At 64.2% G+C, this 11,383-nt stretch carries 10 protein-coding genes; 8 read left to right on the top strand and 2 right to left on the bottom strand.

Features of this window, described 5'->3' with window-relative positions; genetic code table 11:
- The first annotated feature begins 27 nt into the window (after positions 1-27).
- The 8 genes from tkt (at position 28) to ACNFH5_RS25780 (ending at position 8,165) form a co-directional block, all read left to right on the top strand.
- Positions 28-2,025, top strand: coding sequence for a transketolase (tkt, locus tag ACNFH5_RS25815; RefSeq protein ID WP_416750982.1), 1,998 nt, complete (start codon positions 28-30; stop codon positions 2,023-2,025).
- A gap of 92 nt (positions 2,026-2,117) precedes the next feature.
- The gene (epd, locus tag ACNFH5_RS25810) at positions 2,118-3,164 is read left to right on the top strand and encodes an erythrose-4-phosphate dehydrogenase (RefSeq protein WP_416750980.1); all 1,047 of its coding nucleotides are present in this window, start codon (positions 2,118-2,120) and stop codon (positions 3,162-3,164) included.
- A 28-nt stretch (positions 3,165-3,192) separates the two neighbouring features.
- Positions 3,193-4,356 (top strand): phosphoglycerate kinase, encoded by a 1,164-nt coding sequence (locus ACNFH5_RS25805; protein WP_416750978.1) that lies wholly within the window; start codon positions 3,193-3,195, stop codon positions 4,354-4,356.
- Between the two features lie 423 nt (positions 4,357-4,779).
- Positions 4,780-5,115, top strand: coding sequence for an MliC family protein (locus tag ACNFH5_RS25800; RefSeq protein WP_416750976.1), 336 nt, complete (start codon positions 4,780-4,782; stop codon positions 5,113-5,115).
- Between the two features lie 119 nt (positions 5,116-5,234).
- Entirely contained in the window at positions 5,235-6,299 is a 1,065-nt protein-coding gene (fba, locus tag ACNFH5_RS25795; RefSeq protein ID WP_024764154.1) for a class II fructose-bisphosphate aldolase, read from the top strand.
- 76 nt (positions 6,300-6,375) lie between these two features.
- Complete coding sequence (locus ACNFH5_RS25790) at positions 6,376-6,813, top strand: hypothetical protein (protein ID WP_416750974.1); 438 nt, start codon at positions 6,376-6,378, stop codon at positions 6,811-6,813.
- 37 nt (positions 6,814-6,850) lie between these two features.
- Positions 6,851-7,621: a class I SAM-dependent methyltransferase gene (locus ACNFH5_RS25785; RefSeq protein WP_169935933.1), complete on the top strand. Its 771-nt coding sequence runs from the start codon at positions 6,851-6,853 to the stop codon at positions 7,619-7,621.
- A gap of 49 nt (positions 7,622-7,670) precedes the next feature.
- Positions 7,671-8,165 carry a YgjP-like metallopeptidase domain-containing protein gene (locus ACNFH5_RS25780; RefSeq protein WP_416750971.1) on the top strand — a complete coding sequence of 165 codons (495 nt, stop codon included), beginning with the start codon at positions 7,671-7,673 and terminating at the stop codon, positions 8,163-8,165.
- Here ACNFH5_RS25780 and ACNFH5_RS25775 read toward each other — a convergent pair.
- Both ACNFH5_RS25775 and ACNFH5_RS25770 read right to left on the bottom strand, forming a co-directional pair.
- Complete coding sequence (locus ACNFH5_RS25775) at positions 8,159-8,626, bottom strand: hypothetical protein (protein WP_416750969.1); 468 nt, start codon at positions 8,624-8,626, stop codon at positions 8,159-8,161. The genes ACNFH5_RS25780 and ACNFH5_RS25775 overlap by 7 nt on opposite strands.
- 173 nt (positions 8,627-8,799) lie before the next feature.
- Entirely contained in the window at positions 8,800-11,229 is a 2,430-nt protein-coding gene (locus ACNFH5_RS25770; protein ID WP_416750966.1) for a penicillin-binding protein 1A, read from the bottom strand.
- Positions 11,230-11,383: the final 154 nt, after the last annotated feature.

Genomic DNA, 11,383 nt, shown 5'->3' with positions numbered 1-11,383 from the left:
GAAGCAGCCCCCGCAGGAGATTCAGCGATGCCCAGCCGTCGTGAGCGAGCCAACGCCATCCGCGCACTGAGCATGGATGCCGTGCAGAAAGCCAACAGCGGCCATCCTGGCGCCCCCATGGGCATGGCGGATATCGCCGAAGTCCTCTGGCGCGACTACCTCAAGCACAACCCGAGCAACCCGCAGTGGGCCGACCGCGACCGCTTCGTGCTGTCCAACGGCCACGGCTCGATGCTGATCTACTCGCTGCTGCACCTCACCGGCTACGACGTCACCGTCGATGACCTGAAGAACTTCCGCCAGATGCACTCGCGCACCCCGGGCCACCCGGAGTACGGCTACACCGCCGGCGTCGAGACCACCACCGGCCCGCTGGGCCAGGGCATTGCCAACGCCGTGGGCATGGCGCTGGCCGAGAAGGTGCTGGCTGCGCAGTTCAACCGCGACGGCCACAGCATCGTCGACCACTACACCTACGCCTTCCTGGGCGACGGCTGCATGATGGAGGGCATCTCCCATGAAGTCGCCTCGCTGGCCGGCACCCTGCGCCTGAACAAGCTGATCGCCTTCTACGACGACAACGGCATCTCCATCGATGGCGAAGTCCACGGCTGGTTCACCGACGACACCCCGAAACGTTTCGAAGCGTACGGCTGGCAGGTGATCCGCAACGTCGACGGTCATGACGCCGACGAGATCAAGACCGCCATCGACACCGCCCGCAAGAGCGACGCGCCGACCCTGATCTGCTGCAAGACCATCATCGGCTTCGGCTCGCCCAACAAACAGGGCAAGGAAGAAAGCCACGGCGCCGCGCTGGGCGTCGACGAAGTGGCCGCCACCCGCGCCGCGCTGGGCTGGAACCACGCTCCGTTCGAAATCCCGGCGGACATCTACGCCGAGTGGAGCGCGAAGGACAACGGCGCCACCCGCGAAGCCGAGTGGAACAAGCGCTTCGCCGCCTACCAGGCCGCGCATCCGGAACTGGCCGCCGAGTTCGAGCGCCGTGTTGCCGGTGAACTGCCGGCCGACTTCGCCGAGAAGGCCGCTGCCTACGTCGCCGACGTCGCGCTGAAAGGCGAGACCATCGCCAGCCGCAAGGCCAGCCAGAATGCCCTGAATGCCTTCGGCCCGCTGCTGCCGGAATTGCTCGGCGGCTCCGCCGACCTCGCCGGTTCCAACCTGACCCTGTGGAAAGGCTGCAAGGGCGTGAGCGCCGATGACGCCAACGGCAACTACCTGTTCTACGGTGTGCGCGAGTTCGGCATGAGCGCCATCATGAACGGCGTGGCCCTGCACGGTGGCTTCATCCCCTACGGCGCGACCTTCCTGATCTTCATGGAATACGCCCGCAACGCGGTGCGCATGTCCGCCCTGATGAAGCAGCGCGTGCTGTACGTGTTCACCCACGACTCCATCGGTCTGGGCGAAGATGGCCCGACCCACCAGCCGATCGAACAACTGGCCAGCCTGCGCCTGACCCCGAACCTGGACACCTGGCGCCCGGCGGATGCCGTGGAATCCGCGGTGGCCTGGAAGTACGCCATCGAGCGCGCCGACGGCCCGTCGGCACTGATCTTCAGCCGCCAGAACCTGCCGCACCAGCCGCGCGACGCCGCCCAACTGGCCGACGTGGCCCGTGGCGCCTACGTGCTGAAGGACTGTGATGGCGAGCCGGAACTGATCCTGATCGCCACCGGCTCCGAAGTCGGTCTGGCCGTCCAGGCCTTCGACAAGCTCAGCGCCGAAGGTCGCAAGGTGCGCGTGGTCTCCATGCCGTCCACCAGCGTCTTCGACCAGCAGGATGCTGGCTACAAGCAGGCCGTGCTGCCGGTACAGGTTGGCGCGCGCATCGCCATCGAAGCCGCACACGCCGACTACTGGTACAAGTACGTGGGCCTGGAAGGCCGCGTGATCGGCATGACCACCTTCGGTGAATCGGCCCCGGCTCCGGCGCTGTTCGAGCACTTCGGCTTCACCGTCGAGAACGTGCTGGAAGTTGCCGCCGAGCTGCTCGAAGCCTGACGAGGCTTCATTGTAGGAGCGAGCTTGCTCGCGAACCGCTTCGCTCGACTCACGGGCAGGCCCGCTCCTATGAAGATCACCAAGGGATAACAATGTCCAAGCGCCCTTACCGAGTTGCCCTCAATGGCTACGGCCGGATCGGCCGCTGCGTATTCCGTGCCCTGCACGAACGCGGCGCCAAGGCTGATTTCTCCATCGTCGCGCTGAACGATCTGGCGGACCTGGCCAGCCTGGAATACCTGACCTGCTTCGACTCCACCCACGGCCGCTTCCCCGGCGAGGTGAGCGTCGCCGACGGCTGCCTGCATGTCGGTGGCGACTGCGTGAAGGTGTTCCGCGAAGCCGAACCCGAGGCCATCGACTGGCGCGCCCTGGACGTCGACCTGGTGCTGGAATGCTCCGGTGTCTACAACACTCGCGCCGACGGGGAGCGCTTCCTCGCGGCCGGCGCGCCGCGGGTGCTGTTCTCCCAGCCGATGGCCAGCGAGGCGGACATCGATGCCACCGTGGTCTTTGGCATCAACCAGCAGGGCCTTTCCGGCGCCGAGATGCTGGTTTCCAACGCCTCCTGCACCACCAATTGCAGTGTGCCGCTGCTCAAACTGCTGAACGAGGCGGTGGGCATCGAGTACGTCTCGATCACCACCATCCACTCGGCGATGAACGACCAGCCGGTGATCGACGCCTACCACCACGAAGACCTGCGCCGTACGCGCTCGGCCTTCCAGTCGGTGATCCCGGTGTCCACTGGTCTGGCGCGCGGCATCGAGCGCCTGCTGCCGGAACTCGCCGGGCGAATCCAGGCCAAAGCCATTCGGGTGCCGACGGTAAACGTCTCGGCCCTGGACATCACGCTGCAGGTCTCCCGCGATACGTCTGCCGAGGAGATCAACCGCGTGCTGCGCCAGGCCGCCACCGAAGGCCCGCTGAAAGGCCTGCTGGCGTACACCGAGCTGCCCCACGCCAGCTGCGATTTCAATCACGACCCGCACTCGGCCATCGTCGATGGCAGCCAGACCCGCGTTTCCGGCCCCCGCCTGGTGAACGTGCTGGCCTGGTTCGACAACGAGTGGGGTTTCGCCAACCGCATGCTCGACACCGCAGGACACTTCCTGCGTGTCGCCGCTACCGAACGTTAATCAAACAGCCCCAACAGGACTGACTGTCATGACCGTGTTGAAGATGACCGACCTCGACCTCCAAGGTAAGCGCGTGCTGATCCGCGAAGACCTCAACGTTCCGGTGAAGGACGGTGTGGTCAAGAGCGACGCGCGCATCCTGGCCTCGCTGCCGACCATCAAGCTGGCCCTGGAGAAGGGCGCGGCGGTGATGGTCTGCTCGCACCTGGGCCGCCCGACCGAAGGTGAGTTCTCCGAAGAGAACAGCCTGCAGCCGGTTGCCGACTACCTGTCCAAGGCCCTGGGGCGCGCCGTGCCGCTGGTCAAGGACTACCTGGGCGGCGTCGAAGTGAAGGCCGGTGAAGTCGTGCTGTTCGAGAACGTGCGCTTCAACAAGGGCGAGAAGAAGAACGCCGACGAACTGGCCCAGCAATACGCCGCCCTGTGCGACGTATTTGTCATGGATGCCTTCGGCACCGCCCACCGCGCTGAGGGTTCCACCCACGGCGTGGCCAAGTTCGCCAAGGTCGCCGCGGCCGGCCCGCTGCTGGCCGCCGAGCTGGACGCCCTGGGCAAGGCCCTGGGTAATCCGGCCCGCCCGATGGCTGCCATCGTCGCCGGCTCCAAGGTGTCCACCAAGCTCGACGTGCTGAACAGCCTGGCGCTGATCTGCGACCAACTGATCGTTGGCGGCGGCATCGCCAACACCTTCCTCGCCGCGGCGGGCCACAAGGTCGGCAAGTCGCTGTACGAGGCTGATCTGGTCGACACCGCCAAGGCTATCGCCGCCAAGGTCAGCGTACCGCTGCCGGTGGATGTCGTGGTTGCCAAGGAGTTCGCCGAGACCGCCGTCGCCACCGTCAAGGACATCGCTGACGTGGCTGACGACGACATGATCCTGGACATCGGCCCGAAGACCGCCGCCCAGTTCGCCGAGCTGCTGAAGACCTCCAAGACCATCCTGTGGAACGGTCCGGTCGGTGTGTTCGAGTTCGACCAGTTCGGTGAAGGCACCAAGACCCTGGCCAAGGCTATCGCCGAAGGCTCGGCCTTCAGCATCGCCGGCGGTGGTGACACCCTGGCCGCCATCGACAAGTACGGCATCGGCGAGCAGATTTCCTACATTTCCACCGGTGGTGGTGCCTTCCTCGAGTTCGTTGAGGGCAAGGTCCTGCCGGCCGTGGAAGTGCTGGAGCAGCGCGCCAAGGCCTGATCCTGGTGTCTGTCGGGCGACAGTAAAGCAAACCTCTGCGGCATCCCTGGGTCACAAGCCTTGTACGGATGCCAAGGAGAAAGGTCATGCGAGCTGTCACGCCCTTGTTGTCGTTTTGCCTGGTTCTGGGGGGATGCGCCGGTGGCGGTGGTTCCCCCAGTACCTGTGAAGTGATGAGCCCGCCCGCGGTCATGGTGCCTTCTGACCAGAACCGCGAGCGTGTGGAAAGCCAGAGCAGCGGCGATCCGACTCCTGACCAGAAGCCGGTGAATTGCCCCTGAGGCAGCGCCCCGGTGGTCGGGATCACGATCTGACAGTGTCGCCCGCGCCTGAGCGTAGGCGACACTGGCGTTCCTGCGGCGGGACGGGCAATCTGGCGCATTGGATATCCGGCGGTGCGTCCGTCCGAAGGAGAGTCGCCCAATGCTGCGTTATCTCGTCCCGGTCCTGGCGCTCTCGCTGGTGGCGGGCTGCTCCAGCCAGTCGACAGGCGGCCAGTCCGCTTCGGGGAGTGGCTGGAACCACTGGGTCTGCGACAGCAAGGCCGAGGTACAGTGGCGCTACGTTGATCCCAGCAAGTCGGTCGTCGACCTGAAGCTGGGTGAGGACGACGTGGTGCATCACCTGGAAGAGGAACCCGGCGGCTCCGGCGCTTTCTATAGCGACGGGCTGATCGGCTTGAGCATCAAAGGCGACCAGGGCCTGGTCTACTGGGTCGAGAGCAACGACCTGATCGGCCGCGGTTGCAAGGCGCGCTGAGCGCCGATTGTCCGGCCTGTGCTGGAAGACTTGAACACGGCCTGCCCCTGCGGCAGGCTTCCAAACATGTAGTTAAGGGGCTCGTGCAACCGAGCCTGACTTCTGGAGAAGCGAAAACCATGGCACTCATCAGCATGCGCCAAATGCTGGACCACGCCGCCGAGTTCGGCTACGGCGTTCCGGCCTTCAACGTCAACAACCTCGAGCAGATGCGCGCCATCATGGAAGCGGCCGACAAGACCGATTCCCCGGTGATCGTGCAGGCCTCCGCCGGTGCCCGCAAATACGCCGGCGCGCCGTTCCTGCGCCACCTGATCCTCGCGGCCATCGAAGAATTCCCGCACATCCCGGTGTGCATGCACCAGGACCACGGCACCAGCCCTGATGTCTGCCAGCGCTCCATCCAGCTGGGCTTCTCCTCCGTCATGATGGACGGCTCGCTGAAGGAAGACGGCAAGACCCCGGCCGACTACGAGTACAACGTCCGCGTCACCCAGCAGACCGTTGCCTTTGCCCACGCCTGCGGCGTGTCCGTGGAAGGTGAGCTGGGCTGCCTGGGCTCCCTGGAAACCGGCATGGCCGGCGAGGAAGACGGCGTCGGCGCCGAAGGCGTGCTGGACCACAGCCAACTGCTGACCGACCCTGAAGAAGCCGCTGACTTCGTGAAGAAGACCCAGGTCGACGCCCTGGCTATCGCCATCGGCACCAGCCACGGCGCCTACAAGTTCACCAAGCCGCCGACCGGCGACGTGCTTTCCATTGAGCGCATCAAGGAAATCCACAAGCGCATCCCCAACACCCACCTGGTGATGCACGGCTCCTCCTCGGTGCCGCAAGAGTGGCTGAAGGTGATCAACGAGTTCGGCGGTGACATCAAGGAAACCTACGGCGTGCCGGTCGAGGAAATCGTCGAAGGCATCAAGCACGGCGTGCGCAAGGTCAACATCGACACCGACCTGCGCCTGGCTTCCACCGGTGCCATTCGCCGCATGATGGCCGAGCAGCCGAGCGAGTTCGACCCGCGCAAGTTCTTCGCCAAGACCATCGTCGCCATGCGTGATATCTGCATCGCTCGCTACGAAGCCTTCGGCACCGCCGGTCATGCCTCGAAGATCAAGCCGATCTCCCTGGAAGGCATGTTCCAGCGTTACGCCAAGGGTGAGCTGGTGTCGAAGGTCAACTGATCCCGGCCTTGCACTAAAGCGTTGAAGAGCCCCGCCCTGCGGGGCTCTTTCGTATCCGCCACAAGGAGATCGAGGCATGTCGCTGTTGCGTGCCGTATTCCCCGCGCTAGTGCTGATGTTGCTGGCTGGCTGTGCCCTGCATCCGGCGGAGCCATCCCCGCCACCAGCGAAGCCGCCGGTCGAGTTGCCGGTGGATGCGCAGAATTGCCTGACTCACCAGGAGTGCACGCTGAAGACCTCGCGCACCCTCCTGTTCGTCTTCGATTACGCGGAGGCTGGCGCTGCCCTGGTGGAAAACGACAATCGTGTGCTCAGCACTCCGGCGAAAGCGCCGAAGCAAGGCTGGCCGGCGATCCGCATCGAGCTGGCCGATCCGGACGGGGGCCGCTTCGAATTCTCCAGCGAATGCCGACAGAAACGCTGCCGTATCAAGGAATCGCGCCTGCTCAGCTGCTACCGTAGCTATCTGGATGGCAAGAGCAATCACGACGGCAAGGCCTGCCGGTTCCGCTGAGCGCTGGTGCTCGGGCCGGATGGGCTCTGGAGGCACGATGACGGATGTACATGGCAGTGCGCGGGAAGGCTACGCCCGCGAGGCAAAGACATACGCCCACGGGCGTCCCGACTACCCGGACGAACTGCTGGGCTGGCTCGGTGAGGCGCTGGAGATCGGCGCCGGCAAGGAAGTTGTCGACCTTGGCGCGGGTACGGGAAAGTTCACTTCACTGCTGGCGCGCTCGGGAGCGCAGGTCACTGCTATCGAACCGGTGGCGGCGATGCGTGAGCAACTGGGCGAGAAGCTGCCGGGGGTCAAGGTGCTCAACGGTACCGCCCAGGCCATGCCGCTGGTGGCGCAGAGTGTCGATGCGCTGACCTGCGCCCAGGCTTTTCACTGGTTCGCCAACGAGCGTGCCCTGCATGAAATTCATCGCGTCCTTCGGCCGGGCGGCCATCTGGGTCTAGTCTGGAACGTGCGCGATGAGCGGGTGGATTGGGTTGCCGAGATGGCCCGTATCGTCGAGCGCTACGAAGGCAGCACGCCGCGCTTCCACACCGGGCTGTGGCGTCAGGCCTTTTCTGGCGCGCGCTTCGAGCCGCTGCGCCTGCGTGAGTTCAGCTACCAGCACGTGGGGCCGCCGGAGCAGGTGATTGTCGCGCGAATCCTCTCGGTGAGCTTCATTGCCATGCTGCCGCAGGAGCAGAAGCAGCGTGTCGCCGAGCAGCTACGCGAGTTGATCGCCAGTCATCCGGATCTCAAGGGGCGCGACGAAATCGCGGTGCCTTATCGAACCGAGGCCTACAGCACGCGCACGCTGGCGTGACTGGCGGATACGGTAGACTGGCGGCTGTTTCCTCCGCCAGTCGTTTCCCATGCAGCCGCTTCGCTATCTCCAAGCCTATCCGCCACAACTCCAGGACCAGGTGCGTCAGCTCATCGAGCAGGACCGCCTCGGCGAGTACCTGGAGCGCCGCTATCCTGGTCGTCACGGTGTGCAGAGCGACAAGGCACTGTACAGCTACGCCATGGACCTCAAGCAGCAGTTCATGCGCACCGCGCCGGCGGTGGACAAGGTGCTCTACGACAACAAGCTGGATGTGGTGCAACGTGCGCTGGGCCTGAACACGGCGATCTCGCGCGTACAGGGCGGCAAGCTCAAGGCGAAGAAGGAAATCCGCGTCGCCTCGTTGTTCAAGGATGCCGCCCCCGAATTCCTGCAGATGATCGTCGTTCACGAGCTGGCGCATCTGAAAGAACGCGACCACAGCAAGGCCTTCTACCAGCTCTGCGAGCATATGCTGCCCGGCTATCACCAGTTGGAATTCGACCTGCGCGTCTACCTGACCTGGCGCGACCTCCCTCAGTAGTAGAGGCGTCCGAGGTAGAACAGCCCCAGGCACCACGGCAGCAGCAAGGCGAGCCCCAGGTAGCGCAGTGCCTTGCGCGGACCTCGCTCGCCCTGGTTCAGCCAGTGGATACCCGCCAATATCAGCGCATAGACCGCCAGGCCCGCCAGCAGCCACTCGTATTGCTCCGTCGTGGGCGAAACCGGGCCGAGATGGGTGTGGGTCAGATGCCACGCGCAAAGGATGATGGCCGGCACGAGCAGTACCAGCGCCACCAGGACTCGCCCTGCGAGGCGCAGCAGGAAGGCGATGAACAACCCCGCCAGGCCCGCGCTGGCGATCAGCACGGTAAACACTTGGTCCAGGTAGACGATGTCTGGCGCCGGCTCGAGTGAGCGTGGCAGTGCAAGCAAGCGCAGCAAGGGCGCGCCGAGTAGAAGGGCGATCAGGCAGAACAGCCAGCCAAGCAGGGGGCGGGGCATCCGAAGCTCCTGATGAAGTTGCTGCGGGAAGCCCCTGACGCGCCGGATGGGGTCGGTCGCCTGGGGTTGTTCGCCGCCGCAAAGCCCAGATTAATCAATGATTTGGCTAAATGCCATGATTTTGTGGGAAGGATTCTCGCAAATGAGAAGGCCCCTCCGGGAGGGGCCTTTCATCAGAACAGATCGATCGGCGCTTCTTCGTCCGCCGGCATGCCGCTGCCGGGAGCGCTGCCGGGCGCCAGTTCGTTGATCGAGGGCGGTGTGTCCTCGTTCTTGAACAGCTCGAAATATGCACCCGGGGTGCCTGGAGGCGCCGCGCGGCCGGTGACCGGGTCGATGCGCAAGCTGACCAGGCCGGGCGGCTCGGGCAGCAAGTGCGACGGTTTGTCTTTCAGTGCTGCGCCCATGAAGCGCATCCAGATCGGCAGGGCGACGTTGCCGCCGTACTCGGCGCGGCCGAGGCTTTCCGGCTGGTCGAAGCCCACCCAGACGGTGGTCATGAAGTCGGCGTTGAAGCCGGAGAACCAGGCATCCTTCGATTCGTTGGTGGTACCGGTCTTGCCCGCCAGGTCGTCACGCTTGAGTGCCAGTGCGCGACGGCCAGTGCCGCGCTTGATCACGTCCTGCAGCATGCTGGTCATAATGTACGCGGTGCGCGCATCGATGACGCGCTCGGCGGCGGCCGGCTCGATGGTGGTCTTGGCCTGGCTCGGGTCCTCGTTGCCGAATGCGTCGGTGGCAGCCGGTTGCGGCTGCGCTGGCACCTGTTCTTCGTTTTGCGGAATGCTCGGCGGGTTGGCCTGGTACAGCACCTGGCCGTCTCGGCTTTCGATTCGCTGCACGATGTAGGGCGAGACTTTGAAGCCTCCGTTGGCGAAGACGGTCCAGGCGCTGGCGATCTCCATCGGGGTCAGGGTTGCGGTGCCCAGGGCCATGGACAGGTTCGGCGGCAGGTCGTCCTTGTTCAGGCCGAACTTGCTGATGCAGTTGCGTGCGCGGTCAACGCCCAACGCCTGCAGGATGCGGATCGACACCATGTTGCGCGACTTGTAGAGCGCCTCGCGCATGGGGATCGGGCCGAGGAAGGTATTGGTGTCATTCTTCGGGCGCCAGACCTTGTCCAGATACTCGTCGTAGAACACCACCGGGGCGTCGTTGATCAGCGAGGCGGCGGTGAAGCCATTGTCCAGTGCGCAGCTGTAGATGAACGGTTTGAAGCTGGAGCCGGGCTGGCGACGGGCCTGAGTGGCACGGTTGTAGTTGCTCTGCTCGAAGGAGAAGCCGCCCACCAGCGCCATGATCGCGCCGTCCTGCGGGTTCAGCGATACCAGGGCGCTTTGTGCGGCCGGCACCTGGGACAGGCGCAACGAACCGTCGTCCTTGCGCTGCACGCGAATCACGTCGCCGGCCTGCACCACGTCGCTGGGCTGGCTGGGCATGCGGCCCATGCTGTTGTTGCTGAGGTACGGGCGGGCCCATTTCATGCCGTCCCAGCTCAGGGCTTCTTCCTTGCCGTCGCGGGTCATGACCATGGCGCCGCTCTTCTCGACCTGGATGACAATGGCCGGTTCCAGCCCGCCCAGCGGGCGCTGCTGCGCGATGGCCTGGCGCCAGGCATCGCGGGTCTTGCCAGGAAGGCGGGTCTCGGGGCCGCGGTAGCCGTGGCGCTGGTCGTAATCCTGGAGGCCTTCGCGCAGAGCGGCATTGGCGTCTTCCTGCAGGTCGCTGCGCACGGTGGTGTAGACGCGATAGCCCTCGGTGTAGGCATCGCCACCGAAGCGGCCGACCAGTTCGGCGCGGGCCATCTCGGCGATGTACGGGGCTGCCAGTTCCGGAGTCTGGACGTGATAGGACGCACCAACCGGTTCCTGGATGGCGGCCTGATAGCGCGGCTGGTCGATGAAGCCGAGCTTGAGCATGCGCTCGAGAATCCAGTTGCGACGTTCCAGGCTGCGTGCGGCGTTGGCCAGCGGGTTGTAGCGCGACGGCGCCTTGGGCAGGCCGGCGATCATCGCCATCTGCGCCAGGCTCAGGTCCTTGATGGACTTGCCGTAATAAACCTGGGCGGCGGCTTCGACGCCGTAGGCGCGGTTGCCCAGGTAGATCTTGTTGACGTACAGCTCGAGAATCTCATCCTTGGTAAGCGAGCGCTCGATCTGCAGGGCGAGCAATATCTCGTTGATCTTGCGCGAGAAACTGCGCTCGTTAGTGAGGAAATAGTTCTTCGCCACCTGCATGGTGATGGTACTGCCGCCGGTCTGGATGTGTCCGGTCTTCAATAATTGCGCGGCAGCACGCATCAGGCTTTTGACGTCCACGCCATAATGGTTGGCGAAATTGTCATCTTCAGCCGATAACAGTGCGTGGGTGAAATCCGGGGGGATTTCAGCAAATCGAATCGGCGTTCGGCGCATCTCGCCAAACTCTGCTATCAATTTGTTATCAGCACTGTACACGCGCAGCGGCATCTGCAGCCGCACGTTGCGCAAGGCCTCCACGGAAGGGAGGTTCGGGCTGAGGTACAGATAGGCGCCGCTGAAACTGAGCAGCACTCCACAAATAATGGTGACGCAAGTCCACCACAGAAACTTCAGCAGGCGCATCGGAAGGTCTTGGATTTCCAGAGAAAAGAAAGAGTTAAGCGGATGGCGCGGTAAAAAGGGAAAAGCTGATCACATTATAAGCAGTTTTTTTGCTGGCGAGCCATTTGCGAAGCTGTCAAGTCTGGTATCTAATGTGGAAAAACATAAATCGTCC

Origin of the sequence: Pseudomonas sp. NY15435 (assembly GCF_048068295.1) — a bacterium.
Lineage (GTDB): Bacteria > Pseudomonadota > Gammaproteobacteria > Pseudomonadales > Pseudomonadaceae > Pseudomonas.
The sequence above is the reverse complement of the archived record's forward strand: the minus strand, read 5'-3'. Positions and strand labels throughout refer to the sequence as shown.